Origin of the sequence: Neobacillus niacini NBRC 15566 (assembly GCF_001591505.1) — a bacterium.
GTDB lineage: Bacteria > Bacillota > Bacilli > Bacillales > Cytobacillaceae > Neobacillus > Neobacillus niacini.
This window is the reverse complement of record NZ_BCVA01000011.1, coordinates 25,345-51,881: the sequence shown is the minus strand read 5'-3', so window position 1 is coordinate 51,881 and position 26,537 is coordinate 25,345. Positions and strand designations below refer to the sequence as shown.

At 37.1% G+C, this 26,537-nt stretch carries 28 protein-coding genes; 18 read left to right on the top strand and 10 right to left on the bottom strand.

What is annotated here, in order from left to right; all coding sequences use genetic code 11:
• Positions 1–122: 122 nt before the first annotated feature.
• Both BANA01_RS11440 and BANA01_RS11435 read left to right on the top strand, forming a co-directional pair.
• A complete protein-coding gene (locus tag BANA01_RS11440) occupies positions 123–212 on the top strand; it encodes a YjcZ family sporulation protein (RefSeq protein ID WP_063253215.1) in 90 nt (29 codons plus the stop codon).
• Positions 213–272: 60 nt separating this feature from the next.
• The gene (locus BANA01_RS11435; protein WP_063253214.1) at positions 273–365 is read left to right on the top strand and encodes a YjcZ family sporulation protein; all 93 of its coding nucleotides are present in this window, start codon (positions 273–275) and stop codon (positions 363–365) included.
• An 83-nt stretch (positions 366–448) separates the two neighbouring features.
• Here the strand turns inward: BANA01_RS11435 and BANA01_RS11430 are convergent, their stop codons facing one another.
• Positions 449–628: a hypothetical protein gene (locus BANA01_RS11430; RefSeq protein WP_063253273.1), complete on the bottom strand. Its 180-nt coding sequence runs from the start codon at positions 626–628 to the stop codon at positions 449–451.
• A 219-nt stretch (positions 629–847) separates the two neighbouring features.
• Between BANA01_RS11430 and BANA01_RS11425 the strand changes: the two genes are divergently transcribed.
• A complete protein-coding gene (locus BANA01_RS11425) occupies positions 848–1,186 on the top strand; it encodes a DUF1878 family protein (RefSeq protein ID WP_063253213.1) in 339 nt (112 codons plus the stop codon).
• Here BANA01_RS11425 and BANA01_RS11420 read toward each other — a convergent pair.
• On the bottom strand, positions 1,183–1,758 hold the full coding sequence (locus BANA01_RS11420) for an HTH-type transcriptional regulator Hpr (protein ID WP_063253212.1): 576 nt from the start codon (positions 1,756–1,758) through the stop codon (positions 1,183–1,185). The genes BANA01_RS11425 and BANA01_RS11420 overlap by 4 nt on opposite strands.
• Positions 1,759–2,033: 275 nt before the next feature.
• On the opposite strand from BANA01_RS11420, the gene yhzF reads away from it, so the two are divergent.
• Complete coding sequence (gene yhzF, locus BANA01_RS11415; RefSeq protein WP_063253211.1) at positions 2,034–2,222, top strand: membrane protein YhzF; 189 nt, start codon at positions 2,034–2,036, stop codon at positions 2,220–2,222.
• 58 nt (positions 2,223–2,280) lie between these two features.
• Here yhzF and BANA01_RS11410 read toward each other — a convergent pair whose 3' ends face one another.
• Positions 2,281–2,805 carry a tryptophan transporter gene (locus BANA01_RS11410; RefSeq protein WP_063253210.1) on the bottom strand — a complete coding sequence of 175 codons (525 nt, stop codon included), beginning with the start codon at positions 2,803–2,805 and terminating at the stop codon, positions 2,281–2,283.
• A gap of 140 nt (positions 2,806–2,945) precedes the next feature.
• A complete protein-coding gene (locus BANA01_RS11405) occupies positions 2,946–3,365 on the bottom strand; it encodes an HIT family protein (RefSeq protein ID WP_063253209.1) in 420 nt (139 codons plus the stop codon).
• A 588-nt stretch (positions 3,366–3,953) separates the two neighbouring features.
• Between BANA01_RS11405 and BANA01_RS11400 the strand changes: the two genes are divergently transcribed.
• Genes BANA01_RS11400 through BANA01_RS11390 form a run of 3 tightly spaced genes read left to right on the top strand, consistent with a single transcriptional unit; the run spans position 3,954 to position 6,668 of the window.
• Complete coding sequence (locus tag BANA01_RS11400; protein ID WP_063253208.1) at positions 3,954–4,694, top strand: ABC transporter ATP-binding protein; 741 nt, start codon at positions 3,954–3,956, stop codon at positions 4,692–4,694.
• Positions 4,687–5,898 carry an ABC transporter permease gene (locus tag BANA01_RS11395; RefSeq protein ID WP_063253207.1) on the top strand — a complete coding sequence of 404 codons (1,212 nt, stop codon included), beginning with the start codon at positions 4,687–4,689 and terminating at the stop codon, positions 5,896–5,898. Before BANA01_RS11400 ends, BANA01_RS11395 begins: the two co-directional genes overlap by 8 nt.
• A gap of 47 nt (positions 5,899–5,945) precedes the next feature.
• On the top strand, positions 5,946–6,668 hold the full coding sequence (locus BANA01_RS11390; protein ID WP_063253206.1) for an EcsC family protein: 723 nt from the start codon (positions 5,946–5,948) through the stop codon (positions 6,666–6,668).
• 19 nt (positions 6,669–6,687) lie between these two features.
• On the opposite strand, the gene BANA01_RS11385 is transcribed toward BANA01_RS11390, so the two are convergent.
• A complete protein-coding gene (locus tag BANA01_RS11385) occupies positions 6,688–7,866 on the bottom strand; it encodes a M20 family metallopeptidase (RefSeq protein WP_063253205.1) in 1,179 nt (392 codons plus the stop codon).
• 128 nt (positions 7,867–7,994) lie between these two features.
• Here BANA01_RS11385 and BANA01_RS11380 point away from each other — a divergent pair, with 128 nt between their 5' ends.
• Positions 7,995–8,633, top strand: coding sequence for a phosphatase PAP2 family protein (locus tag BANA01_RS11380; protein ID WP_063253204.1), 639 nt, complete (start codon positions 7,995–7,997; stop codon positions 8,631–8,633).
• A gap of 64 nt (positions 8,634–8,697) precedes the next feature.
• Here BANA01_RS11380 and BANA01_RS11375 read toward each other — a convergent pair whose 3' ends face one another.
• Together BANA01_RS11375 and BANA01_RS11370 are read right to left on the bottom strand one after the other, a co-directional pair.
• Complete coding sequence (locus BANA01_RS11375; RefSeq protein ID WP_063253203.1) at positions 8,698–10,095, bottom strand: hypothetical protein; 1,398 nt, start codon at positions 10,093–10,095, stop codon at positions 8,698–8,700.
• A 208-nt stretch (positions 10,096–10,303) separates the two neighbouring features.
• Complete coding sequence (locus tag BANA01_RS11370; protein ID WP_235847115.1) at positions 10,304–10,804, bottom strand: antibiotic biosynthesis monooxygenase family protein; 501 nt, start codon at positions 10,802–10,804, stop codon at positions 10,304–10,306.
• Positions 10,805–11,030: 226 nt separating this feature from the next.
• Between BANA01_RS11370 and hemE the strand changes: the two genes are divergently transcribed.
• The 6 genes from hemE (at position 11,031) to BANA01_RS11340 (ending at position 16,944) form a co-directional block, all read left to right on the top strand.
• The gene (hemE, locus tag BANA01_RS11365) at positions 11,031–12,077 is read left to right on the top strand and encodes a uroporphyrinogen decarboxylase (RefSeq protein WP_063253201.1); all 1,047 of its coding nucleotides are present in this window, start codon (positions 11,031–11,033) and stop codon (positions 12,075–12,077) included.
• Positions 12,078–12,255: 178 nt separating this feature from the next.
• Positions 12,256–13,203 (top strand): ferrochelatase, encoded by a 948-nt coding sequence (gene hemH, locus BANA01_RS11360; protein WP_063253200.1) that lies wholly within the window; start codon positions 12,256–12,258, stop codon positions 13,201–13,203.
• A 19-nt stretch (positions 13,204–13,222) separates the two neighbouring features.
• Positions 13,223–14,644 (top strand): protoporphyrinogen oxidase, encoded by a 1,422-nt coding sequence (hemY, locus tag BANA01_RS11355; protein ID WP_063253199.1) that lies wholly within the window; start codon positions 13,223–13,225, stop codon positions 14,642–14,644.
• Positions 14,645–14,697: 53 nt separating this feature from the next.
• On the top strand, positions 14,698–15,432 hold the full coding sequence (locus tag BANA01_RS11350) for an MBL fold metallo-hydrolase (RefSeq protein ID WP_063253198.1): 735 nt from the start codon (positions 14,698–14,700) through the stop codon (positions 15,430–15,432).
• 15 nt (positions 15,433–15,447) lie between these two features.
• Positions 15,448–16,434, top strand: a complete 987-nt coding sequence (locus BANA01_RS11345; protein ID WP_063253197.1) for a lipoate--protein ligase — start codon at positions 15,448–15,450, stop codon at positions 16,432–16,434.
• Between the two features lie 150 nt (positions 16,435–16,584).
• Positions 16,585–16,944, top strand: a complete 360-nt coding sequence (locus BANA01_RS11340) for a GNAT family N-acetyltransferase (RefSeq protein WP_218008393.1) — start codon at positions 16,585–16,587, stop codon at positions 16,942–16,944.
• Between the two features lie 39 nt (positions 16,945–16,983).
• Here BANA01_RS11340 and BANA01_RS11335 read toward each other — a convergent pair whose 3' ends face one another.
• The gene (locus tag BANA01_RS11335; protein WP_063253195.1) at positions 16,984–18,396 is read right to left on the bottom strand and encodes a C40 family peptidase; all 1,413 of its coding nucleotides are present in this window, start codon (positions 18,394–18,396) and stop codon (positions 16,984–16,986) included.
• Between the two features lie 121 nt (positions 18,397–18,517).
• Positions 18,518–19,900, bottom strand: coding sequence for a Mur ligase family protein (locus BANA01_RS11330; protein WP_063253194.1), 1,383 nt, complete (start codon positions 19,898–19,900; stop codon positions 18,518–18,520).
• A gap of 204 nt (positions 19,901–20,104) precedes the next feature.
• Here BANA01_RS11330 and BANA01_RS11325 point away from each other — a divergent pair, with 204 nt between their 5' ends.
• A complete protein-coding gene (locus BANA01_RS11325) occupies positions 20,105–21,325 on the top strand; it encodes an ATP-grasp domain-containing protein (protein WP_063253193.1) in 1,221 nt (406 codons plus the stop codon).
• A 41-nt stretch (positions 21,326–21,366) separates the two neighbouring features.
• Here the strand turns inward: BANA01_RS11325 and BANA01_RS29105 are convergent, their stop codons facing one another.
• On the bottom strand, positions 21,367–23,562 hold the full coding sequence (locus BANA01_RS29105; protein ID WP_082799491.1) for a YheC/YheD family protein: 2,196 nt from the start codon (positions 23,560–23,562) through the stop codon (positions 21,367–21,369).
• Between the two features lie 195 nt (positions 23,563–23,757).
• Between BANA01_RS29105 and BANA01_RS11315 the strand changes: the two genes are divergently transcribed.
• From BANA01_RS11315 to BANA01_RS11305, 3 genes are all read left to right on the top strand, one after another.
• Positions 23,758–25,314: a fatty acid--CoA ligase family protein gene (locus BANA01_RS11315; RefSeq protein ID WP_063253192.1), complete on the top strand. Its 1,557-nt coding sequence runs from the start codon at positions 23,758–23,760 to the stop codon at positions 25,312–25,314.
• A 106-nt stretch (positions 25,315–25,420) separates the two neighbouring features.
• Positions 25,421–26,152, top strand: a complete 732-nt coding sequence (locus tag BANA01_RS11310) for an AzlC family ABC transporter permease (protein ID WP_063253191.1) — start codon at positions 25,421–25,423, stop codon at positions 26,150–26,152.
• Complete coding sequence (locus tag BANA01_RS11305; protein WP_063253190.1) at positions 26,142–26,450, top strand: AzlD domain-containing protein; 309 nt, start codon at positions 26,142–26,144, stop codon at positions 26,448–26,450. The genes BANA01_RS11310 and BANA01_RS11305 overlap by 11 nt, the downstream gene beginning before the upstream one ends.
• Positions 26,451–26,537: the final 87 nt, after the last annotated feature.

Here is a 26,537-nt window from a genome sequence, read left to right as displayed (position 1 = left end):
TCTATGGATAAGAACCCAGTAAGAAAAAGGTGGACTTTTTCCTAAGAAATAAGGTAAGCGCCTAGTCGAAAAGCATACAGCTTGAATAGTATATCGTAGTAAATAATAAAGGAGGTATTACGATGAGTGGTGGACACGGATACGGAGCAGGATTTGCATTGATTGTAGTCCTATTCATTCTATTGGTTATTGTTGGAGCGGCTTGGTTTTAATTTAAGCCTTACCGCCTGAGGCAGACAACAACTTTACCATCTACGAAAGGGGAGAAATGTGTGTCTGGAGCAACTGGTTTCTACGGTGGAGGATTTGCGTTAGTCGTGGTCCTATTCATCCTATTAATAATTATTGGAGCTTCTTGGTTTTAATCAAAAACAAATGTAAAAGCGATGAGAAAGTTTTCTCATCGCTTCTGTTTTTCTCTAACATTTAAACATTACATAAAGTAAACCTATGTATACAAAATTTCCACATAGGATGTGATCAATAATATCGTGACAAGTACATTTATTGTGCGAAATACTTTATGCTGACGTTCTTCCGGAATATCCTTTTGAATACATAGGGAATTGGTCATTTTGTTAATGTAGAACAAAATGAAAATGGCCAAAACAATAAAAATGGAGATCATCATCGATTCCCTCCCTGATGTTCATGATATGTTAATACATTATCAAAAATTCACATAAAAAGATAGTTAAAAGGAATGGTAGAAAAGTAGGAAATAAATTGAAATAAAAACTATGAAAAATTTTATTTCGCGTTCTATTCTAGAAAGGTTTATCTCGGACTGATAAAGGTACATAATGAATGTAGAAATGTAAAGCAATGACCCGGAGGTCGAAAATCAATGGACAATTACGTTGAACTGCAAGCTCGTGTTAATCTTCTCGAATACCATCAAAAATTACTTTTAAAGTTGCTGACTTCCCCAAATCTTGAATTCTATAGATTGGTAATCGAGAACGGGGTATCAGAACATGAGGTAGAGGCATTTAACCAGCTATGTGAGCATTTGAACAAAAAAATGGAAGAACAAAAAGCGGAAGGGTTTATTAACTTTCATCCGCTTTTTAATGAGTTTCTATATTGTTTACCGGAAAAACTTAATGCGAAGGAAGTTGTTCATGCTTGTTTAAAACAACATTTATTCGAACCGCTTTTTAAAGAGTTTACTAAATGTCTTTAAGAGAGTTCTTGTTCAGTTTTTTCTGACTTTTTAAGTTTTCCATCATTCTCGTTAAATTCTGTTTCAATATTATGAAAAGAACGTTCAAAGATTTCCATAAAATCTTCACCATAAATATTACGAACAATCGCCATCATTTCAATAATATCGGGAAACTTTCCATACAAATCTCTTAATGGCAAGGCACCAACAAATGCAGCATTGCCACTGGGATGGTAGGATTCCATTAAGCGAAGAAAGATCTCATCACCTTCAGGGGTGAGCTGAATATACGTATTTCGTTTATCATTTTCTTTCTTTGAAAATGTAAGTAAACCTCTTTCTTCTAACTTTTTCGAAAAATTGAACGCTGTTGAGACATGCATAACACCAAACTTTGCCACATCCGAAATAGATGCTCCATTTAAATGGTATGCAATCCAAAGGATATGATGTTCATTAATATTTAAATCAAAAGGCTTTAACCATTGCTGCCAATCCTTCTCAATCGATTTCCATAGGGCTTTACTTAATTGTGCAATCCTTTGGCTAAATAGCATCGCTTCTTTCATTGAATACTGTTTCTCCGACATCCCCAATTTCACCTACTTTTTTATTTCTCTATTAACATTATGCCAATAAAATAAAAATTAATAAAGATGTAAATTCACAAAATTTTTAGAAATTACGTTTTTTTCTACTTGTAATTTATATTTTTTTATATAATACAAATGTAAAAAAATAACTCTCCCTTATTTTAAGGTTTTTCTTTAAATAATGCCAACCTTTTGAATATTCTACATAGGGGAGCACGGCAATACATACTAATGATAATATCAACTCTTGTTTCTTTAATAGGGGGTATTAAATGAAGAGCGTAACTTCGGTCCTTTTTTTGCTAAGTATAGTGCTATTTATCAGTGCTTTTTGGAATGCTCTAGCTTTAAAAAGACCAGGATTTTATCCACCTAAACAAGTTTTAAAGAAGAGAGCTGCATCTTTAGCAGGCGCTGGCGTGATATTTTTGCTAGTGACAATTATTTTATCACGCTTTTAATCATGTATTTGATGTTATAGAAAGAAAAGAACCTTTCTCGGGTTCTTTTCTTTTTGTGTTATTTTGAAATGACAATAGGTGATGTCTTTGTTCTTTTTACAACTGAAAGAGCAACTGGATACAAAATAACCATAATAATTGTGTTCAGTGCAACTGCAGGTAAAACACCAGCAGCAAATAAAGCTGTGAAAGAACTTGGTAAGCCTACAATGTAATAGGCAGAACCTAAAAAGACAGATCCTGAAACTAATGTCCCAATTGCAGTTAAGACGGCCACACTAATAATGGAGTTTCGGTATTGCTTTAATGCCAAAAATAAACCAAAAAAGACTAAGGCAGTTATGGGCTTATCAATGATATTTGGAAGTTGGCCTCCGGGAAAACCTGTTGTGAGTGCGGAAAGACCTCCAGTTACAATTGACAGTAACATAACACTTTTAATTTCTGGAATAAGAATAATACCCAAAAACATCATTGCCAGCATCATATCTGGTTTAATAGTGAGGAAGGCTGGCATTACCGTATGCAAAACTACCCCAATTCCCGCCAACAGTGATAGGACTACTAGATTCTTTGTATTCATTTCTCATCTCTCCTCTGCTTAACTAAGCTATTAGTTCCTCCTGCAGTGCCCTAAATGCCTGCAGCGAAAAACTTGTTTTCATTATATCACAGGAATATAAAAATGATAAAGAAATAATTTTCGGACAATTCAATCTTTTGTTAGAGGTGTTTATTGATATTTGCTGCCATTTCTTGCAGTGTCTGTTGAGTATAATCGCTAGTATTGCTTTTCCAAACTGCTCCAAATCCGTCTCCTTTACCATAGCGCGGGATTAAATGAATATGGAAATGAAATACTGTTTGCCCTGCATGTTCCCCGTTATTATTAACGAGATTTAATCCGAGTGGACTAAACTCCTTTTTTAGTGCATTGGCAATTTCGGGTACAGATTCGAACAGGTTTTTAGATATTTCAGGAGTCAATTCAAATAAATTTTCTTTATGTACTTTCGGGATGACCAATGTATGTCCTTTTGTCACCTGACTGATATCAAGGAAGGCAATAATATGTTCATTTTCATACACCTTCGCAGCAGGGATATCACCATTAACAATTTTACAAAAGATACAATCACTCATTATCTATACAACCCCTTTTGGTTTTTATATCCGTATTTTACCATATAAATGAGCAATAAAAAAAGAAAGAGACAGGATCCGCATGGAATCCTGCCCTCTCGAAGGGGAATTGCTTCATATTATACGTTCATCAGGAATTACGTTTGATAAACACCTCATTTGACAATTTAGTGTTTTTTATAAACAGTAATTATTGTTCAAGCTGACCATCCCCTATGTTGTTTTTATAGTTGCATCAACTTATAAAAACGGATGATAATCTGCCGTAAACACCTCATTTATTTTTTGATAAATAGCTGGTGTTAAATGAACTCTAAATGGTTACCAGGCAACTTGTGCAAAACAACCATCCCCTTATTTGAAACGTTTAGAAGCTACTGGTTTGAAAAGTTAAATGTCTTTGACAGACACCTCATTTCAAATTTTTGATGAATCACTTCATCGAGTAGGTGTTTCCCCTTCGAATATTATGATAACCCGTTTCGAGAAGAATATACAAAAAAACATCAAAAATTTGAATTCCTATTTTTATGGCCATTGTTTTGGTAAAATGTAAGGTAATTATTATGCTATGGAAGGACGGAGCACATGTCTTTATTATCGATAGAAAGCCTTACAGGAGGATATACAAGAAATCCAGTCCTAAAAGATGTCACTTTTGAGGTAAAGGAAAAAGAATTAGTAGGACTAATCGGTCTAAATGGTGCCGGGAAAAGTACAACGATTAAACACATTATCGGTTTAATGGAGCCTCATAGCGGGGCCGTGAAAATAAATGGAAAATCAATTACTGAAAATAAGGAAGCTTATCGAAAAATGTTTACCTTTGTCCCGGAAACTCCGGTACTCTACGAAGAACTCACCCTTGAAGAACATTTACGATTAACGGCTATGGCATACGGATTAGATGAGTCTACATATAAAAAAAGAATTGGAAATTTATTAACACAGTTTCGAATGGAGAAAAGACTGAAATGGTTTCCAGCTCATTTTTCAAAAGGAATGAAACAAAAGGTAATGATCATGTGTGCTTTTCTGGTGCAGCCTTCCCTCTATATTGTTGATGAGCCATTTGTAGGTCTTGATCCACTAGGAATTCAGTCATTACTTGATTTAATGAAAAAAATGAAAGAAAACGGGGCGGGCATATTAATGTCAACCCATATTCTTACCACCGCAGAAAAGTACTGTGACAGATTCGTTATTCTTCATGAAGGAAAGATTCGTGCAAAGGGTACTCTTACTGATTTGAGAGAACAGTTCTCGATGCCACAAGCTTCTTTAGATGACCTATATATCCAATTAACGAAGGAAGAAAATTATGTTTGATGATAAAAAGCTATGGAAAGACCGATCTGTTCATCGTTTAAAAGAATTTGGTGTTTATCTTCGATATATTCTTAATGGCCATCTAGTCGTTGTCCTTTTGTTTTTATTAGGCACAGCTGCTTTTTATTATCAAGACTGGGTAAAATCATTGTCTCCTGATTTTCCCGCGGAGATCATTATTGCTGTTATTTTAGGTGTATTTTTAACACACAGCCCTGTTTATACTTTTTTACTTGAAGCAGACCAAGTGTTTTTAATTCCACTTGAAACGCGTTTAAAAGGGTACTTTTTACGTTCTGGGCTGCTTAGTTTAGTTTTTCAGGGATACATTCTATTAATGGTTTTAGCCATTGTCATGCCTATGTATGCTCATGTCAGCGAAAATGGCTTTCAATCCTTTTTTATCTTCTTAATGGTTTTGTTGGTTATCAAGGGCTGGAATATTGCAGTAAATTGGAAAATCCACTTTTATGTGCAGCCGTCCGTTTATACTTCGGACATGGTCGTCCGTTTTTTCATTAATGTGTTATTTACTTTTTTGCTTTTCAATAACGCACCTATCCTTTTTTTATTAATATTTGCTTTGATTATGGCTTCTTATTATCGCGCGTTCTATGTCAGGGCGGAAAAAATGGGTTTGAAATGGGATTTGCTTATTGCACAAGAAGAAAAGAGGATGGCTTCTTTTTATCGATTAGCGAATTTATTCACAGATGTACCAAAATTAAAAGATACCGTGAAAAGAAGAAAATGGCTTGATATGTTGATTAATCAGATACCCTTTTCACAAGCTAAAACCTTTGATTATTTATTCGCAAGAACATTCTTGAGATCATCTGATTATTTGGGTCTTTTTATTCGATTAACGGTAATAGGCGGGGTAGCACTGTATTTTATCTCCTTTGGAGCAGGGCAGGTCGTATTTTCGCTCTTATTTATCTATTTAACCGGATTCCAGCTTCTGCCATTATGGAATCATCACCAGAACAAGCTTTGGATTGATTTGTATCCAGTTTCCCAAGAGTATAAATTAACTGCTTTTCATTCCCTTCTTACTAGGATTTTGTTTATTCAATCCTCCATATTTGCGTTAGTGATCTTGTTTAAAGGGGAATGGATCTTTTCGTTATTAATTTTCCTATCTGGACTCTTGTTTAGTTTTTTATTTGTTACTGTTTATAGTAAGAAAAGACTAAAAGCATGAATGGATTGGATAAAAGCCTAATATCTATTTGCTGAGGGGGTGTAAGTATGAATGAATATGAGCTAAAAGTATATGGTGAAGTGGTCGAATGGAAAAGAAAATTAACCAGACGTTCGGGGATGATGAATCGGATTTCTAAAAAAGCGCAAGGGAAAATAAATGAAATGATCCCTGATAAGGTACACGAGGTGATGACAGAAAGCATAAAGGGTATGGTGAAAACCACCTTATTTGGATCGCAGCTTACGACCAACAAAAATCAAGCTGCTGGTCTGACACTGGAAGAACGCGATGAATTAATGCGAAAAAAAACAGCGGTCTTCCAAAAAACAGCTTTGGTCGAAGGTGCAGGAACGGGCGCCGGTGGAATTCTTCTGGGGCTGGCTGATTTTCCCTTACTCCTGTCGATTAAAATGAAATTTCTTTTTGAAGCGGCTGCCATTTATGGTTTTAACACGAAAGAGTTTGAAGAGCGGCTGTTTATTCTTCATATTTTCCAGCTTGCATTTTCTAGTGATGAAATACGCCGCGAAACATTATCAGAGATTGAAAATTGGGATATGAGAAAGCAGGAGCTCGTTGAAATGGATTGGCGTAAATTTCAACAGGAATATAGAGATTATATCGATCTCGTTAAGATGTTCCAGTTAGTTCCTGGAATTGGAGCGTTTGTAGGTGCTTATGCCAATAACAATCTTCTCAAACATTTGGGAGAAACTGCGATGAACGTATATAGATTGAGGATCCTAAAAAAAGCCCCTGAACTTTAACCGAGTTTAGGGGCTTAGCTTATTTAGTACTGTGTATTTTTATTGCGGCTGTCCCGAGTGTTTTGGCTGCTATCAACATTGCGTTTTCATCGATATCAAACTTTGGATGATGATGCGGATATCCTGGGGTGGCACCAGGTGGTTTTGCGCCTGTAAAAAAGAAAGTTCCGGGTATTTCCTTTAAGTAATAAGAAAAATCTTCTCCCCCCATTTGCGGCTCCGATTCTTCAATGTTCAATACCTCAGGAACATCCTTAGCCGCAGTAATGAGAAATTCTGTTTCTTTTGCATGATTGACTACTGCTGGATAACCTCTCTCATATAAAAAGGTATAGGTGCTGCCGGACAAGTGGCATGTGCCTTGAATAATTCTTTCCATTTCTTCTTCAATGTATTGGCGAACATCATCATTAAAGGTTCGGACGGTGCCGACGAGCTTCGCTTTATCCGCGATTACATTAAAGGCATTTTCAGACATAAAAGAGCCTACGGTGACTACAGCTGATTCAACTGGATTCACCTTCCGGCTGACAATTTGTTGAAGATTTAAAACTAACTGTGAAGCTGTGACGATGGCATCCTTTGTTTTATGAGGCTGTGCACCGTGGCCACCTTTACCCTGTAGATCTATTTCGAAGCGATCAGCTGCAGCCATTATTGGACCAGTACGATATTGGATTGTCCCCGTCGGTTCACTTGCCCACAAATGAGTTCCAAATATGACATCAACACCTTCTAAGCAGCCATCCTCAATCATGGTGATTGCTCCACCTGGTGCATATTCTTCAGCGTGCTGATGGATGAAGACATAGTTTCCTTCTAGGTCACCCCTCAGTTCATTTAGAACTTTTGCAAGGATAAGAAGGGTAGCGGTATGTCCATCATGACCACAAGCATGCATCACACCAGGAATTAATGATTTATAAGGTACATCCTTTTCATCATGAATGGGTAACGCATCAAAGTCTGCCCTTAATGCCACAGTTTTGCCGGGAGTATTGCCATATACTTTTGCAATAACACCATTTCCGCCAACATTTCCTTTTACTTCGATTCCAAGTTTTTCGTAAAACTTCTTTATATATTGGGCCGTGTTAAATTCCTGAAAGGACAATTCTGGGTGTTGGTGCATAAACCTGCGTATTGTGACCATTTCATCATAGTAATCTTCTAATTTTGAAAACAAATGGTTCAACATATGGCATCCTCCAATCAATAATCCCATTTTCAAACTATTTTAACACTTTTACACTATTATGTAGATTTTTACTGTCTTTTTATTTATAATTTTAAAGAATTTTGAATCAGAAAGGATTTAACTAATCTATGAAAACAAAAGGGAATAATTTTTCGTACATATTCTTATGTTTAGCTGTTATCATTGCCATTTTTATTTCTATTAAAGTGGCAGCAAAAGAAGCTTTTTGGTTAGATACTAAACTAGCAGATTTATTTGCAGATGTACCTGACACCCTGCATCCTTTTTTTCTTTTGGTGACCGAATTAGGTGATAAAAAGGGTATTGGTATCGTTGCATTGATTGTATTGGTTTGGCTATTATTAAGAAAACGGCATTTCTTGGGAGCAGCGGCACTCTCCTTATCAACCGGATTGGGAAATGAAGCGAATAGGCTTTTAAAGGATTGGATTGCACGTCCAAGACCCGAATTAGAACATTTTGCACATGTTGACAGTTTAAGTTTTCCTAGTGGACATGCAATGGTTGGATTAGTTTTTTACTTTTTTACAGCTTATCTCATGCAAGAGGGGATGAAGTCTCCAGCTGCTAAAAGGATTGTTGTGACTGTCACCGTATTGTTACTCTTGCTGATTGGTGCAAGCCGTATCATACTCCAAGTACATTATCCAACAGATGTAATCGCTGGTTTTGCATTTGGATATATCTGGCTGTTCTTATCGATCTATATATACCAACTTGTTAAAAAAAGATTGAGAAAAACATAGAAAAAGAGGCGGATGCCTCTTTTTTGTTTGCTGTAATGTTAATCATTTAGTCAGGATGATACCTTTAGATTAAAAACATTGCTACGATAGTAGTCACTACAAGACCAATAACCACTGGGAGAAGATTTCGCCTTGCTAATTCAAAAGGGTCGACGTTACAAATTGCGGCTGCAGGGATTAATGCCCAGGGTACCAATGTTCCGCCCCCAATCCAAATGGCTGCTATTTGGCCAAGGGCTGTTAGAGTTGCCACACCTTTACCAATTGCAACAGCAAACAAACCTGCTACTGAACCTGCGAGTGATATTCCTGAAAATCCAGAACCATCTAAACCTGTAATCGCTCCTACAGTGGTTAGAGTGACTGCTCCGACCACTTTACTTAATGGAACAATATTGGCTAGTGCAATCCCTAGATCATTTACAATACCTTGAGAACCATCTGGTAAAAAATCTCCGATTATCTTACCAAATCCAGCATCACCTAAATAGAAGAAGGCTGCTATTGGGATTACCGGACCAAAGACTTTAAATCCGAAAGTAAATCCTTCTATTAAATAGCTGGTTGTTTTTTCGAGACCTTTGTTTTTATGGCTTACCATTGTGATTAAGAGAAGGATGAAAATCGATGTTCCCCCGACTAAAGCAGTGGCGTCTCCTCCAGTAAGGTCAAGGATAAACATAGAGGCAACGTCTATAGCAAATAAAATCGGAACGAGAATGGCAAAAAATCGCTTTTGCCCAATCGTGAGAAGTTTTTTCTCGGATGTGGTTTCTTCGGTTGATTCTATAGGTACAAATGGGGTTGGCTGCAACACACCATTCTTCATATCTCTTCTTAAAAAATAGAAGGCAGCGATAGTAGTCACAATCCCCATTACAAATACTAAAGGAATACTAGCATTGATAACATCACCGATTGGAATTCCTGCTGCGTCCGATGTTAATTTTGGCGCTGCCTGAATGACGAAGTCTCCTGATAAGGCTATACCATGCCCAAACAAGTTCATTGCCATGGCCACTCCCAAAGCTGGCAGACCTGCTCGTAAGGCGACTGGAAGCAGTACGGCTCCAAGAAGCGCAACAGCCGGTGACGGCCAAAAGAACCAGGAAATGACCATCATTAATATACCAATGGTCCAATAGGCGAGCGCAGGGTTACGAATTAGTTTTGTAAAAGGTGAAATCATGACATCGTTTATTCCAGTAGATGTTAATGTTTTACTCATAGCTACAATAATCGAGATGACTAAAATAGTCGATAACAACTCTGTAATTGCGTAAATAAAACTGTTGAAGATGCTGCTAACCGAACTGCTTAAGGAGCCCGTCGCAGTAATAGCAATAAGGAATATTCCGAGGATACAAATTAGGGTGGTATCTCTTCGTTTGACCATAAATCCGATAATAAGAGCAATAAAGACAACATATATCCAATGAAGAGCGGAAAGCTCGACAAGCATACAATGACCTCCTTTCATCTTCATCTAAGTGCAATAATTAGGTAATTCGCCCTTTGGATGTAATACAGAATATGAAATAAGATTTCTGTGGTGAGAGGTTTTTAAAAAAATTTATTTATAAAATGTGACCAAATCAAGTGTAGGAAAAAGCAAAAAAGATCACATGAGAGGTTCATGTGACCAAGTGTCGGGGATTTATTTTGAAACCTTATTGTGGAGTAACGATAGTATATTTGCTGACATATGGTGCGCTAGTAAATATGTGTGAGTGTTTAACATTTTCATAAGCTTTTTTTATCTCAGAATCCAAAAGTGTTTTTCTGTTTTCAAAGGTAATCGCACTTTCCCAAATTGTTAGGATTATATAAGTATTTGATGATAAAGGGCGTAGGACTCGAATGGCTATAAAACCCTTTTCTTTCTCTAGCAGGCTGGGAAGATCCTTAAATTGGTGTTCAAATAGAGGGACGCTTTCTTCTGTTATTGGTATGTTGTTTATAACAGCAAAGCCTTCCTTCCCAATTAACCCTGATGATTCTAATATCTCATATTTCCTTGGCTCCTTAAATACTGACGTTTTACTAGTTTCATGCAACAGGAGGGCACCATCTTGGTTAACCATGGTTGCCATTGATTCAGAAGGATACGTCATTTCTATTCCTTTCAAGTATTCAAAAGTCCCTGTGGTGATATATACATTCATTTTCATTACCTCATTCGTTAATTTTTATTTATAAGGGTATGTTCCCTAACTTATATAAATTCATTCCTACATAAAAACGACTTTTTTTTGACACTTTCCATTGTAACCTATACATAAATAGGAATAATCGATATAGTGAAAACAGTGCTATGTACTCTATAAAGTTGTTAATTTTTTGCTACATATATTAGAATATAACGAGACATGTCTTTTGAAAGGTGGATTTATTTACATGATGAAGCAAATCAACGATACATTTTTAAAAGCAGCAAGAGGAGAAAAGACAGATCATGTCCCAGTTTGGTACATGCGTCAAGCAGGTCGTTCACAGCCAGAGTACAGAGAAATTAAAGAAAAGTACTCATTATTTGAAATTACTCACCAGCCTGAGCTTTGTGCGTATGTAACCCGCCTTCCAGTAGAGCAGTACAATGTTGATGCGGCTATACTTTATAAAGATATCATGACGCCGCTGCCGGCGATTGGTATGCAGGTTGAAATAAAATCAGGAATTGGTCCTGTCATCGACAATCCAATTACATCATTAGCAGATGTTGAAAAACTTGGAGAAATTCATCCGGAGGAGGATGTACCATACGTTTTAGATACGATTAAATTATTAACCGAAGAACAATTGTCAGTACCTTTAATTGGATTTTCCGGGGCTCCTTTCACGCTCGCTAGTTATATGATTGAGGGAGGACCTTCGAAAAACTATAATAAGACGAAAGCATTCATGTACTCAGAACCAAAAGCATGGTTTGCGCTTATGGAAAAACTTGCTGATATGATTATTACATATGTGAAATCACAAATTACGGCCGGAGTTAAAGCGATTCAAATTTTTGATTCTTGGGTTGGAGCTCTAAATGTCGAGGACTACCGCTATTTTATTAAGCCAGTCATGAATAGGATTTTCACAGAACTGAAAGAAGAGAATGTTCCACTTATTATGTTTGGAGTAGGTGCGAGTCATCTTGCTTTAGAGTGGAATGACCTTCCGGTTGATGTAGTTGGATTGGACTGGCGTCTTCCGATTCAACAAGCAAGAGAAATGGGGATTCATAAAACGGTTCAAGGTAATCTCGATCCAGCAATCCTGTTATCCCCTTGGGAAGTGATTGAAGAAAGAGCTAAAGCAATTTTAGACCAAGGGATGGCTCAGGGCGGCTATATCTTTAATCTTGGCCATGGCGTTTTCCCATCCGTAAACCCTGCAACCTTAAAGAAATTAACTTCATTTGTCCATGAGTATTCTGCCTCAAAACGAAGCAGATAAATACTGTCATCGAGTGTTAATATTGGTAAGATAAGTGTTTTTTTGGCACAATATAATATGCATGAAAAAGAGGGCCCTAAAAAATTAGAGGCCCTCTAAATCCTGATATGAGCCCTTAACATAGGATGAAATCTTCATTTTTGATAAAGCAGCAAGAAATAAAAACGAGGTGCGGAAGATGACGAAAAAGAAAATGGGTTTACTCGTAATGGCATACGGTACCCCCTATCATTTAGATGACTTGGAACGTTACTATACACATATTCGCCGTGGCAGAAAGCCTACTCCAGAAATGATTGAAGAGTTAAGAAATCGCTATGAAGCAATTGGCGGTATTTCACCATTAGCTAAAATTACGATGGAGCAGGCAAAAAAACTAGAAGAACATCTTAATAAGCTTCAAGATGAAATACAATTCAAAATGTATCTTGGCTTAAAGCATATTGAACCATTTATCGAGGATGCTGTTAAGGAAATGCACGCAGATGGAATGAAAGAGGCAATTAGTATTGTATTGGCGCCTCATTATTCCACTTTTAGCATTAAGTCCTATAATAACAGGGCAAATGAAGAAGCAGAAAAACTTGGAGGTATTAAAATTACTTCCGTTGATAGCTGGTATGATGAACCTAAATTTATTAATTACTGGGCAGATAGAATTAAGGAAATATATGATCAAATGCCCCAAGAAGAAAAAAATGACGCTATGATGATTGTTTCAGCGCATAGTCTTCCAGAGAAAATCTTACAGTTTGGTGACCCTTATCCAAGCCAGCTTCAGGAAACCGCTGATTTAATTGCAAGACATGCTGGTGTCACTAAATATACGATTGGCTGGCAAAGTGCGGGGAACACTCTTGATCCATGGTTAGGACCAGACGTACAGGATTTAACGAGGGACTTAGCAAAAGAACATTCCTATAAAGCATTTGTTTATGCGCCAGTGGGCTTTGTATGCGAACACTTGGAAGTCCTCTATGATAACGATTATGAGTGTAGAATAGCGGCAGAGGAGGTAGGAGCAAAATACTACCGTCCTGAAATGCCGAACGCACATGATGATTTAATTGATGCTATGGCAACGGTCATACTAAAAAAATTATCCAGCCAATTGCAATCAGAATAAAGAAAGAAGGGTGACATCCGTGACGGAAGAAAAAAAGAAGGTAGCCATTATTGGGGGCGGAATAGCGGGCCTTACTGCGGCATTCTATCTTCAAAAAATCATAAATGATAAAAAGCTGCCTCTTGAAATCAAATTGATCGAAGCTTCACAACGTCTCGGAGGTAAAATGCAAACCGTGATAAGAGACGGTTTCACCATTGAAAGAGGTCCCGATTCCTTCTTAGCTAGAAAAGTGAGCATGATTAGACTTGCTAAGGAAGTAGGGATGGAGGAGCAGCTGGTATCTAATTCTACCGGGAAATCCTATGTTCTTGTAAATGACAAGCTCTATTCGATGCCTGGGGGCTCCATTATGGGTATTCCGACTGAAATAGGACCATTTATAACGACGGGGTTGTTTTCAATACCAGGTAAACTAAGAGCAGCTGCGGATTTTATCTTACCAAGGTCCGCAGGAAATACTGACCAATCTTTAGGTGAGTTTTTTCGAAGAAGGTTGGGCGATGAGGTAGTTGAAAATTTAATTGAACCGTTATTATCGGGTATTTATGCGGGTGATATTGATCAAATGAGTTTAATGTCAACCTTTCCACAATTTTATGAGGTTGAACAAAAATATCGCAGCCTTATCCTTGGGATGAAGAAAACCACACCATCCAAACCGATAGCAAATCAACCTGCTGAGAAGAAAAAAGGGGTATTTTTAACCTTTAAGTCTGGCCTTCAGTCCTTTGCAGAAGGTATTGAAGCGAAACTGGACCCTAAATCAATCTTAAAAGGGCACAGAGTCGATAAAATTACAAAGACTAATCATCTATATGAGCTATATCTGAATAACGGTGAAACATTGATTGCGGATTGTATTGTTGCGGCAACACCGCATAAAATAACTCAATCTATGTTTTCAGACTATCGTTTTTTTGATCCTTTTAAGTCAGTACCGTCAACATCTGTGGCAACGGTGGCTCTGGCATTTCCTGAAGAAGCAATAAAAAATGATATTGACGGCACAGGATTTGTTGTATCTAGAAATGGTGATTATTCAATAACAGCTTGCACTTGGACACATAAAAAGTGGGTTCATTCTACTCCAAAAGGTAAGGTGCTGCTTCGCTGTTATGTAGGAAGAGCAGGAGACGAAACGATAGTTGATCTTTCTGATGATAGAATTATTCAGATTGTTCTTGATGATTTAAGCAGGACAATGGATATTGGAATGCAGCCTGAGTTTGCTGTTGTTTCACGCTGGAAGGATTCCATGCCGCAATACACAGTGGGACATAAACAGCGTTTAGAGACCATCAGAAAGCATATCAAATCAGAGCTTCCAGGTGTCTTTTTAGCGAGTGCCTCATTCGGCGGTGTAGGGCTTCCTGATTGTATTGATCAAGGTGAAGAAGCTGTAAAATCTGTATTAGAGTATCTAAATGTTAAAGAATAAACGCGAAGCTGTTTTATAAATAGCTTCTTTTTTTTAACCAAGGGGGTATTTAGTTGAAGTTAACAATTATTGGGTTTTGGGGCGGATACCCAAAACAAAATGGCGCAAGTTCAGGGTATTTACTGGAACATGAAGAATTTAAACTATTGATTGATTGTGGCAGCGGCATTCTTGCAAAAATGCAAAATATCATTGAGCCGGAAGAGCTCGACGCTGTTTTAGTTTCTCACTATCATCCAGATCACATTGCGGATATTGGAGTCCTGCAGCACGCTCGGTTAATCCAGGGCTTCTTAGGAAAGAGTTTTCCGACATTACCAATCTATGGACACTCATTGGACAATGCGGAATTTACGAAGTTAACCTATAAAGAAATTACAAAGGGAATTACATATTCACCTAATGCAGTGCTTACTGTTGGACCCTTTAAGGTTTCCTTTTTAAAAACAGATCATCCAGTGGCTTGCTATGCCATGAGGATAGAAGCAAACGGAAAGTCAATTGTTTACACAGCAGATAGTTCCTTTAAAGAAGAATTTATTGAGTTTACTAAAGGTGCTGATCTATTGTTATGTGAATGTAATTTTTATCAACACCAAAATGGGAAGTCTGCGGGACATATGAATAGCATTGACGCGGGAAGATTTGCTGCCAGAGCCGGTGTTAAACAATTGATTTTAACCCATTTGCCGCATTACGGAGATTTATCTAAGCTGATTAGTGAAGCTAGTACAGAATATACTGGTATAATAAAACTAGCAGAAGAATTTCAAACCATTTCACTATAAGAAGGGGAAGAAAGTATGTTATTTATCGATAATAAAGGTATTACCGACCCGAGAATAAATCTTGCCATTGAAGAGTATGCGTTAAAAAATCTCGATATTAATGAATCCTATTTATTATTTTACATAAATGAACCATCAATTATCATTGGAAAAAACCAAAATTCAGTAGAAGAAATTAATACAGAGTATGTTGAGAGTAACGGTATCCATGTGGTACGCAGATTGTCTGGCGGGGGAGCCGTCTATCACGACCTTGGCAATCTTAATTATAGCTTTATCACAAAAGATGACGGCGATAGCTTTCATAACTTCCGCAAGTTTACAGAGCCTGTAATTGCGGCACTGAAACAGATGGGAGTTAATGCAGAATTAAGTGGTAGAAATGATATTTTAGCTGAGGGCAGGAAAATATCAGGGAATGCTCAGTTCTCAACAAGAGGGAGTATGTTCACCCATGGGACGCTTCTCTTTAATTCGGAAATGGATCACATTGTCTCAAGCTTAAGAGTGAAGAAAGACAAAATTGAATCCAAGGGAATCAAGTCTGTTCGGAGTAGAGTGGCTAATATTTCAGAATTCTTGACAGATAAATGGACGATTGAAGAGTTTCGTTCTGCCTTGTTGAAGTTTATCTTCCAAGGGCAAGCGGTAACGGAATATGTACTAACGGAAGAGGATTGGGAGAAAATCCACCAACTATCCAAGGAACGCTACCAGAATTGGGAATGGAACTACGGGAAATCGCCGAAATTCAATCTTCAGCATTCTCATCGTTTCCCAGTGGGGCACATAGATGTCCGCTTGGATGTTGATAAAGGAGTCATCGAGAACTGTAAAATCTATGGCGACTTTTTTGGTGTTGGTGATGTAAGTGATATTGAAACTAAACTAAAGCATGTTCGCTATGAAAAAAGTGAGCTAGAAGCTGTACTTAAAGATGTCGACATAACTTATTATTTCGGAAACGTATCAAAAGAAGAATTTATCGACCTAATTTATTAGAGTTCAGCACGGTGAAAATATTCACCGTGTGTTTTTTTAGGCCATCTATCCGGTATCTTTACACAGACAAGTTATAAATCCTTTTCATATAGTATCAAAGGTACTAAATATCTGCTGGAGTTGAGGATGATGAATATTACCATTTCTCTGATGACATTTCATGAAATATCTCCAATTGTGCCTTACGTACTCAGGGGAAATATGAGAATTAGGAATACAGAAAATACAATTTGGTTTGGCGCCAAGTATGGAGAAGAGATTGTGGGTATTGTGTCATGTGTTATAAAGGAAACATTTGTTTATTACAATACGGATTTTGTTAGAAAAGAATTTAGGGGGAAGGGTATTTACAAACGTTTATTTGAAGAACGGGACAAGTATGTGGAAACCTTAAATAAGAATCTTATTAAAGCAAAGTGTACTCCTTATTCTTTGAGACTTTACTTAAAAAATGATTTTGTCGCAACTGGAAAAAGAAAGAGTATAACTTATGTGGAAAAAAGAATATGAACTATAACAAAAAGAGGAGCAAATTTGCTCCTCTTTCGTTTATAAAACTCGGCGGGCAGTTTTGTAATTTTGCGTTGCCCAATCAGAATTTAAAGTTTCTTTGATGGTTCCTTTACCTCTAATTAGATGGATGAATTGGTTATCACCTATATAGATTCCTACGTTGCTAATGGTTGTTCCGCCAAAGAAAATTAAATCGCCTTTTTGAAGATTAGCCTTCTCGACATGCTGTCCTAATGTAGCTTGGTAACTGGCTAGAGTTGACTTTAAGTTTATCCCATGCTGATTATAAACATACTTTGTAAAACCACCAGGCGTAAATGTTAACGTACTTTCATTATAAACATAGCCAAAGTTTGCTTTTCCTATGAGGCTTGTAGCAGTAGTAACAATAGAATCAGCTTTAGTTGGCACTACAGGTGCAGGTGCCGGCGTTGGTGCAGGTGCCGGCGTTGGTGCAGGTGCTGGCGTTGGTGCAGGTGCTGTAGTTGTTACTGGTGTTTCCGTAATCACACGTCTCGCAGTAATATAGTGCAAGTCATTATAATAAGGCAGGAACAAAATTCTAGTCACAGTTCCATAGGCAGTAGATGCTAAAAGTAAACGATGGTCGCCTCCGTAAATACCTACTAAAGCTGGTGTGTTAGAACCTGTAGTATTGTTGAAGAATACAAGGTCACCTTTTTTTAGATTATCCTTAGAAACGGGCTCACCTAATTTCATTTGCTCAGTCATGTTTGTTGTACCTAAATTAATACCTGCTGTCTTATAGATATGATCAATTAATCCCGCATTTGTAAAGGTTGAAGTTGCTGCGTTATTCGTTGTTGAATTAATTTTCACCTTGTCTTTCAAAGCGAAGTAACCAGCCACCACTTGGTCACCTTTTGTAGCAGGATTTGCTGATAAGAGACTAGGAAGTACTCTTTTCGCTTTCACATAATTGTTACGGTAATAAGAAGTGCTATCCAAATCAGAAATGGTAATATCTAATTCAGGGTTTGCCATGTGAATAATCTTATTATCGCCAATATAGATCCCAAGATGATCGGTAGGATCAGTATTAGTTGGATTAGCGTCAAAGAAAACGAGGTCACCTTTTTGTAGTTGATCTCTTGGAACTTCATAGCCTTGTTCCATCATATATTCTTCTGTCTCAGTCGCTATATCAACACCATTTTGCGCAAATACATAATTTACAAATGTTGCACAAGTAAATTGATAAGGGTAGGTTAGTTTCTTCGTACCGTACGTAGCTTTTCCGATTAAATCCTTCGCTGTTGCGATGATTTGGTCTGCTTTAGCGTCAACTGCAGCTTGGTTATTATAAGGGTTAGGTATTGCCGTTGTGGCAGCTGCTGCATGATTTGTCGTTATATTTAAAGTAGGAATACTCATTCCACTAAAAGTTATCATTAGCGCCACAGATGTTGTAATCAATTTCTTTTTCATAAATGTTTCTCCTCGCTTCCTGTTTTGTTTACTCCTCGAGTAGGAACAACCTCATCTTAACATAGAAATTGGAGGAGAAACCGAGGAAATTCCCACCTGTGGTTCCATATTTTAGGAGAAATTATCTTTTAAAAAAAGAAGCTAATTCAATCATGGAGGTGTTATTTCCAAAGCTTTTAATTAATAATGTTGAATTTTTATTTAAAATTTCCTTTAGCAGTGAATACACCTGTTCATATTCATGTAATGAATGGATCGTGCATTTTAACCCAAGGTCATGTGTATAGTGGGCCATTTCTTTAGAGCGATTACCAATTGTAATAATTGTATCTACCCCATATTTTTTGACGATTTCACCTGCTTCCTTATGCAGTTGAAGACTGTAATCTCCGAGTGCAGCCATATCAGTAAACAAAGCGATTCTATGTTTTCCTTCAGCTGCATAGTTTAAAACCTGCATCGCTGCTTCCAACGAAGTAGTATTAAAATTCCAAGTATCATCAATAATAGTAGCGCCATTGTACCCCTTAGTTATTTCCAAATGTCTCCCAAGGTTCTTAAATGAGTGCAACCGTTTTGCCGCCTGTGTTACGTCTATGCCTAATTCATTTATAGCAGCAAAGGCAGCCAGGGCATTGGCAACCTGGTGTTCTCCATACCCTGGAACAAATACAGGTAAACTAATCTCTTTTAGTTTAAGATTAAAATTCATGCCGCCGTTACCATATTGAATGTCTGTTGCATAGAAGTCAGCATGGTTCTTAATGCCAAAGTATACAATCTTACCTTTAAAGTGCTCTAAGGAAATTGTTTTCGTTTTTTCATCGTCTGCATTTAAAATCAAAACACCACTATCGTCTAAGCATGAAACCATTTCTCCTTTTGCTGCAACATAGGCGTCAATGGTTTTGCAGGCATTTAAATGACAGGCACCAATGTTTGTAATAATCCCAATTGTTGGTTTGAAAAATCTAGAAGCATATAAAATATCCCCTGGCTTGCCTACAGCCGTTTCAATTACTGCAGCATCCGTATCCTCATTTATTCCAAGTAAATAGTGTAAATGTGCAAGCCGGGAATTAGCGCTGCTTTTAGTGGCTTGGACCTTTTTCTTCTCCTCTCTAAGGATATGCGCAATCATTTCCTTAGTGGTTGTCTTGCCACATGTACCGGTTACTGCTATTACCGGAATCGTAAATAACCCTCGATAAAATTGAACAAAGTTCCAAAATGCTCTCTTTACATTTTTTACTTTAATGACCGTTAATTCCTCTATGGATTTAAGTCCATCGAAATCATTGTCAATTACAATTGCACAAGGAAGTCTTGTCTTAATATAGCCGAGGTCCAAATCAGATTTATTTCTTATAAAAATGAGTACATTTCTTTTTCTCCTATTTATATTTTGATAATAAGGTATATAGTCAACAAGTAAATCATCAGAGCCTTGAAGCAATTCACCATTGATGATAAGGCGAATTTCGAAAATGGAAAAAGCTTTCATGAATTTTATTCACTTCCAATCCTATAATACGTTACCTGTTATTTTATGAGTTCTTTTACGATGGGACTGTACATTTAACCATGTAAATACATGGTTTGGTCCGTCTAAATTCCAAGAAATGTTGAAAAAGTCCATACAAAAGTTTAATTCCTTCATAACATATAGGGCGTTCATCTTTGTCAGTGGAAAATAGGAGTGAGAAGAATGAGAACGATCATATTTATCGGTGTAAATAAATCCGGGTCAAGCAGAGAGGCTGTAAAAGTCGCAAATGAATTAGGTTATTATACGGTTGTTTTTACTAATCTTGAAAAGCAAATGCAGCAAAGAAGCGAATATCAGGATGTCCATCATATGACTTTAATCGACCTTAGCAAGATCGAAGAAATAAAACAACAAATTGAGTTATTGCAGCAACGTGGACATGAGATCGTAATCATTACTACTTTTGTTGCAAAATATGTTCAGACAGCTTCAAGGTTGGCTGATGAATATTGCGTGAACTATTTATCAACGGAAGCCCTTGCTATAATGGAAAATAAAGATACCACTAGATCAACTTTCGCCAACCAATCATTTACTCCAAGATTTAAGTTAATTACAAAAGATATGCAAATGCCAGTTGATCTTACTGACCCGAAATTAAAGTTTCCTGTGGTGGTGAAGTGTGCTTCCTCAACTGGCTCAAAGGATGTCATCTTTGCAGAGAATATGAAAGCATTAGAAAAAAACGCAGGTAAGGTGCGTGCAAAAAACCCAAATGAAACGATCATCATTGAAGAATATGTGGAGGGAGACCAATATTTAGTTGAGGTTTTAGTCACTAACTGGGAAGTTCTCATTTGTGCCGTTATCAAGCAAGAAATTACCAAGGGAAAACGGTTTATTGTAACGGGATATGGCGTGTTAGCAGAAGTACCCAAGCAGCTAGAGGAGGGTTTACTAGATATAATAGACACAATTGTATCCTCCTTAAAATTTCAAAATGGTGCCTTTCATTTAGAACTAAGATTGACGGAGGATGGATGGAAACTAATCGAAATAAACCCACGAATTTCCGGCGGGGCAATGAATAAGATGATTCAAGCTGCTTTTGGTTATAGCTTAGTAGAAGAAACACTAAAATTGTTAATAGGTGAGACCCCCTCTTTAGAAAAGACCACAAGTCATTATGTCTTTACACAGTATGTCATCCTTGAAAATAAAGGCTTTTTAGAAAAAGTAACAGGCAAGAGAAGGGCAATGTCTATACCTGGTGTGGTGGAAGTGTACGTCAAACCGAAGAGTGGAACGTATGTGACACCTCCTTTATCCATGGGGCACCGCTATGCGTATGTTATTGCAAAAGGAGATACGCTAGAAGAAGCAGAAAGGATAGCAAAGCAGGCTGCAAATGAGATTACCTTTCATCTTAGAATAGAGTAGAAAAGATCCCCATACTGGTTTATATGGGGATCTTTTTATCGTTATTTTTCTGAAGTAGTTTGTCTATTATCGATACCAATAGCGGATTTGAGAAATTGGACGGTATTAAACATATTCATAATACTTGCTCCTTTTACAAGAATGGAATCATTTTCTTGCAAAACATTTAGGAGGTATTCGTGCATCGCATCTTCATCCATGAAATGTTTGAAATTTTCAATCGGAAGACCTGCAGCAATTGCCTCATATCCAATCCCCTGTGCATAACGACCGTAAGTAATAACCATGTCAACTCCCTGTTTAACAAGGTATTTACCAATTTGTTGATATTGCTCAACTCTTCGGTTACCAAGCCCAATCATTCGGCCAAGGACGGCTATTTTTCGATTGGGGCTAATATTTTTAAAGACATCGATGGCTGCTTTAACTCCTTGCGGTGTGGAATGAACAGAGTCATCAATTAAGGTGATGGCTTGTTTTAATTGGTAGACCGTTAAACGGCGCGGAGGCTTTCTAAAGAGTAAACCGGATTTTATTTCCTCCGGAGAAAATCCTAAATAATCAGCAACGCCTATAGCATTCAGTGCGTTATAAACATGATGTTCACCATAAATCGGAATAAAGAATAACCATTCTTTGTCTTGAAGTTTTACTTTAAATTCCATCCCATTCTCAGCATAAGAGACATCATATGCACGATAATCAGCCGGATTTTTTATTCCTGTTGTGATAATTTTTCCTTTAAACTGATCGGTTTCGAGTAACTTTGAATTTTCGCAATCCTTGTTAATAAATAAGATACCGTTTTTCTTTGTTCCATGAATTAATTCAGATTTTGCCTTGGCAATTTTTTTGATATCTCCGTCGAAGTTACCTATATGTGCCATTCCCACATTTGTAATGACACTAATATTTGGCTGAATGATACGGCAATGTTCTGTAATGACTCCGGGGAACCCCATTCCATACTCTAAAACAACCGCTTGATGACTGGAATTAATTAAATCAGCATGTATTTGTGTATGATCTGTCCGATTCCAATAATCTTTCGATTCGAAGGTGTTCCATCTTGTTTTAAGAATTGATGTAATAAACGATTTTGTCGTGGTTTTTCCGGCGCTGCCTGTTACTGCAATAATGGGCACTTTTCTTTTTTCCATATCTTTCTTTTTAAATTGCCTGATGTCCTGTTTAACTTTTTCGTAATTATTGGCTAAATAAATTGCATATTGAATTGTATTTCGAACAACATCAAGTTCTAAATAAAATGCTGGGGGACAGCCGGGACGCCAGTTTACTTCATAAATCCATAGTTTTTGATTTTCATCTAAACCAACATCAATTCCTATCTCATCAATGACTTCTGAAAATTCCAGCATTTGAAGCTCGTCAAGATGACGGGCAAGAGCAAGTGTAAAGTATTCTAATGTTCGCTTAATATTAAGGGCTTCCTCGTCATTAAATTCTTGGTTGAGAAACGGCATTAAATAATTGGTGTACCCGCCATTATTAATATTGGTTACAATCGTACCATCTGAGGCTATTCGAGGATAAATAGTCGTAATGACCCATTTGCCTTCTCCATTTTTTTGCGCATGCAGACGAAAGTCAAAAATAAGACCCGTTTTTGTTTTGCTTTTAACATATGGCTGAACAATATATGTGTTTTCTTGAAGTAAAGATTGGAGAAACTCTTTCAACTCATTTTGGGTATAGACTTTATCCTTAGAATCTTTATTAACAATAAATCCTTGGTCGCACTTCTTAATAAAATAAATACCTTGTCCTTTCCTTCCATCCATCGGTTTGACAACCACATCCTGATACAAGGTTTGAAAATTCAGTAGATCTTTCCATTCCTGAAGAATCTTGGCTGGAATTAAGTACTTAGAAAATTCCTTCCCTTTTTTTAAGCGTTCATTAATACCCCATTTATTCCCTAATGAAACAGTAGTAAAAGGAATGGTTTCCCTTAGCTGATTAATGATATCTTTTGAGGCTTCAAGTTTCTCAGGGCTCCCTGTATTATAGATAACATCTGGGAATGGTGTAATTTTTTTCTGCCAAGAGCCATTTTTATATACATAACCCTCAATGGTTTGATTTTCGAAACTTACACTCTTTGGAGTAAAATATATGAAATCCGCGCCTTCTGCCATTGCGACAACAGCATAGGCATAGGACTTAATAACAGTATTAGGATCTTTTCTATGATGCAGCATGCCTATTAAGGTCATACAAATCCCCCTTCTTATTACATACTGATAAAATATGATGTAGAAGGGGATTTTGATATGGATATCTGCGGAAGTAGAAATTTGACTAATACAAAAAAATTTTGCTTGAATACTTAAATTTCTTTAAATATAATATATTTAGAAAATTTTTACGATTTAGTGAATGAGTATTCATTCATAAGGAGGAGGGAAATTATGAATTTATCATCTAGACTTCAGGAAACTGCTAAATATGCAGCAGACAAAACTGCCTACTATTTTATGGGACAAGGTACTACATATGCCGAATTGGATGGAGCGATTACAAGCTTCGCTTCTGGGCTTGAAAAGTTAGGGGTTAAACAAGGTGATCATGTAGCTTTGTTACTTGGGAACTCACCTCATTTCGTTATAAGTTTATATGGGGCATTGAGGTTGGGAGCTACTGTCATTCCAGTTAATCCAATCTATACACCAGATGAAATTGGTTACATATTAAATAACGGTGATGTAAAAGTTGTCGTTGCGCTCGATATGGCTATTCCATTAGCAGAAAAAGTCCATGCTTTTTTACCTAAGGTAGAGAAATTTGTATTCTGTGAAACTAGTCAAAATGGTATCCCCCAGCAAAATATTGAATCACTCTCACTTTACTCTAAAATGAAATCGTTTACAGAAGTAGTTGCCTCTGGTGATCTTTCCTTTATAGGACCGGAGCTTCAGGATGATGACACTGCGATTATTCTTTATACTTCTGGTACCACTGGGAAACCTAAAGGTGCAATGCTAACTCATAAAAATTTATATAGCAATGCTAGCGATGTGGGCGATTATTTAAGGATGAATGATCAAGATCGTGTCATCACTACTCTCCCTATGTTCCATGTGTTTTGCTTAACTGTGGCTTTAAATGCACCATTATTAAGTGGGGCTACCTTATTGATTGCCCCAAAATTTAGTCCGAAAGAAATTTTTGAATTAGCCAAAGAGTATGAAGCAACCGTTTTTGCCGGAGTTCCAACGATGTATAATTTCTTATTCCAATACCCTGAAGGCAACCCTGAAGATTTTAAATCTCTAAGATTATGTATATCTGGCGGAGCTTCATTACCAGTTGCCCTGCTTTCTAACTTTGAAAAGAAATTTAATGTCCGTGTTTCTGAGGGATACGGTTTGTCTGAGGCTTCACCGGTTACCTGCTTCAATCCACTGGACCGACCGCGTAAAGCTGGTTCAATTGGAACCTCTATTCTTCACGTTGAGAACAAAATTGTAAATGAACTAGGAGAGGACCTGCCGGTTGGAGCAGTGGGTGAATTAATTGTATCTGGTCCCAATATCATGAAAGGCTATTACAAAATGCCGGAAGAAACAGCAGCAGCTATACGTGATGGCTGGTTATATACAGGTGATTTAGCAAGAATGGATGAAGATGGATATTTTTATATCGTAGATAGGAAGAAGGATTTGATTATTGTCGGCGGTTTTAATGTCTATCCTCGTGAGGTAGAAGAAGTCCTCTATAATCATCCTGATGTAGTAGAAGCAGCCGTTCTTGGTGTACCAGATTCAAATCTCGGAGAAGCAGTAAAATGTTATGTTGTGAGCAAAAATCCGAATACGACTGAGGAGCAATTACTTGAGTTTTGCAGAGAACATTTAGCTAAGTATAAAGTTCCTTCAACAATAGAATTTCTAGAAGAACTTCCAAAAAACACAACTGGAAAAATCCTGCGAAGGGCGTTAAAAGCACAAATTACACAGACGGTATAAAAACAAGGAAACATGGCTGAATCCTCGCCATGTTTTTTTATTTCATTATTTTCAAAAGTTTGATAAAATTTACTTTTGATTCAAGGGGAGAAAGAGGGAGATAAGGTTGTCTGATTTTGCAATAGGAAAAGAATCGACTGAATTTAAAAAAGGACTACAGGCAGGAATTAGCATTGGTATTGGTTATTTTCCGATTGCATTGACTTTTGGTCTTCTTGCCAAAACATCAGGGCTTTCTATTTATGAATCGGTATTGATGAGCTTGATTGTATTTGCTGGTGCCTCACAGTATATTTCATTAAGTTTAATTGCCTATGGGACAGGAATAGTTGAAATAGTTTTAACTACTTTTATTGTAAACATTCGTCATTTTTTAATGTCGACTTCTTTAACTGAAAAGTGTGAAGATGATCATCTTGGCACTAAAATGCTTTATTCATTTGGAATTACAGATGAGACCTTTTCAGTGGCTGCAACGAGAGAAGGGACAGTGACTTCTGGTTTTATGTTTGGAGTTAATTTGTTAGCCTATTCGAGTTGGGTAATATTCACTGGGATTGGTCATTTGATAGGGGCAAGTCTTCCACAAACATTACAAGAGAGTATGGGCGTGGCGCTTTATGCCATGTTTATTGGCCTCTTAGTTCCTTCGCTGAAAAAAAGTGCGAAGGTAATATTTCTAGCACTTCTTGCGGCGATATTTAATACGATTTTTACATTCGGAGGCATTATGGCTCAAGGATGGGCAATCGTTATATCTACCATTTTATCCGCTATAATAATTGAACTGATTGACGTCATAAAAGCAAGGCATTGGGGTGTAAAGCATGAAAAGTGAAATAGTATGGATGATTATTGGAATGGGGTTAGTTACATATATACCAAGAATGCTTCCGTTTGTATTGTTTAAAGGTATGGAGCTGCCGCCATTTATCCAAGGTGTACTAAAAAATGTTCCGTATGCAACCCTTGGTGCACTAATATTCCCGGCGATTTTATTTCTTCAAAAAGATGATATTTGGTATGGAATTGCTGGTGCCGCTGCCGCCTTTGGTGCTGCTTTTTTAGGGGCAAATGTTATCATTGTAGTTCTAGGCTCGATTACAGTTCTTGCTATATATTCTTATTTTCTCTAAGCCGGTATAGCCCGGCTTTTTTTAGTTCTAAATATGAACTTTATAACTAAACTAAATATAGAGAGTTTGTACAAAAAGGGGGACAAA

Bases quoted from the DNA above. Each gene is read 5' to 3' on its own strand.
- BANA01_RS11420 (WP_063253212.1), bottom strand. From the start codon at position 1,758: ATGTCGGAGAAACAGTATTCAATGAAAGAAGCGATGCTATTTAGCCAA.
- BANA01_RS11340 (WP_218008393.1), top strand. From the start codon at position 16,585: ATGACATTTCATGAAATATCTCCAATTGTGCCTTACGTACTCAGGGGA.
- BANA01_RS11410 (WP_063253210.1), bottom strand. From the start codon at position 2,805: ATGAATACAAAGAATCTAGTAGTCCTATCACTGTTGGCGGGAATTGGG.
- BANA01_RS11405 (WP_063253209.1), bottom strand. From the start codon at position 3,365: ATGAGTGATTGTATCTTTTGTAAAATTGTTAATGGTGATATCCCTGCT.
- BANA01_RS11430 (WP_063253273.1), bottom strand. From the start codon at position 628: ATGATCTCCATTTTTATTGTTTTGGCCATTTTCATTTTGTTCTACATT.
- BANA01_RS11380 (WP_063253204.1), top strand. From the start codon at position 7,995: ATGAAAACAAAAGGGAATAATTTTTCGTACATATTCTTATGTTTAGCT.
- BANA01_RS11440 (WP_063253215.1), top strand. From the start codon at position 123: ATGAGTGGTGGACACGGATACGGAGCAGGATTTGCATTGATTGTAGTC.
- BANA01_RS11425 (WP_063253213.1), top strand. From the start codon at position 848: ATGGACAATTACGTTGAACTGCAAGCTCGTGTTAATCTTCTCGAATAC.
- BANA01_RS29105 (WP_082799491.1), bottom strand. From the start codon at position 23,562: ATGACCTTAATAGGCATGCTGCATCATAGAAAAGATCCTAATACTGTT.
- BANA01_RS11305 (WP_063253190.1), top strand. From the start codon at position 26,142: ATGAAAAGTGAAATAGTATGGATGATTATTGGAATGGGGTTAGTTACA.
- yhzF (WP_063253211.1), top strand. From the start codon at position 2,034: ATGAAGAGCGTAACTTCGGTCCTTTTTTTGCTAAGTATAGTGCTATTT.
- BANA01_RS11390 (WP_063253206.1), top strand. From the start codon at position 5,946: ATGAATGAATATGAGCTAAAAGTATATGGTGAAGTGGTCGAATGGAAA.
- hemE (WP_063253201.1), top strand. From the start codon at position 11,031: ATGATGAAGCAAATCAACGATACATTTTTAAAAGCAGCAAGAGGAGAA.
- BANA01_RS11335 (WP_063253195.1), bottom strand. From the start codon at position 18,396: ATGAAAAAGAAATTGATTACAACATCTGTGGCGCTAATGATAACTTTT.
- BANA01_RS11375 (WP_063253203.1), bottom strand. From the start codon at position 10,095: ATGCTTGTCGAGCTTTCCGCTCTTCATTGGATATATGTTGTCTTTATT.
- BANA01_RS11315 (WP_063253192.1), top strand. From the start codon at position 23,758: ATGAATTTATCATCTAGACTTCAGGAAACTGCTAAATATGCAGCAGAC.
- BANA01_RS11370 (WP_235847115.1), bottom strand. From the start codon at position 10,804: ATGAAAATGAATGTATATATCACCACAGGGACTTTTGAATACTTGAAA.
- hemH (WP_063253200.1), top strand. From the start codon at position 12,256: ATGACGAAAAAGAAAATGGGTTTACTCGTAATGGCATACGGTACCCCC.
- BANA01_RS11330 (WP_063253194.1), bottom strand. From the start codon at position 19,900: ATGAAAGCTTTTTCCATTTTCGAAATTCGCCTTATCATCAATGGTGAA.
- BANA01_RS11395 (WP_063253207.1), top strand. From the start codon at position 4,687: ATGTTTGATGATAAAAAGCTATGGAAAGACCGATCTGTTCATCGTTTA.
- BANA01_RS11385 (WP_063253205.1), bottom strand. From the start codon at position 7,866: ATGTTGAACCATTTGTTTTCAAAATTAGAAGATTACTATGATGAAATG.
- BANA01_RS11325 (WP_063253193.1), top strand. From the start codon at position 20,105: ATGAGAACGATCATATTTATCGGTGTAAATAAATCCGGGTCAAGCAGA.
- BANA01_RS11400 (WP_063253208.1), top strand. From the start codon at position 3,954: ATGTCTTTATTATCGATAGAAAGCCTTACAGGAGGATATACAAGAAAT.
- BANA01_RS11345 (WP_063253197.1), top strand. From the start codon at position 15,448: ATGTTATTTATCGATAATAAAGGTATTACCGACCCGAGAATAAATCTT.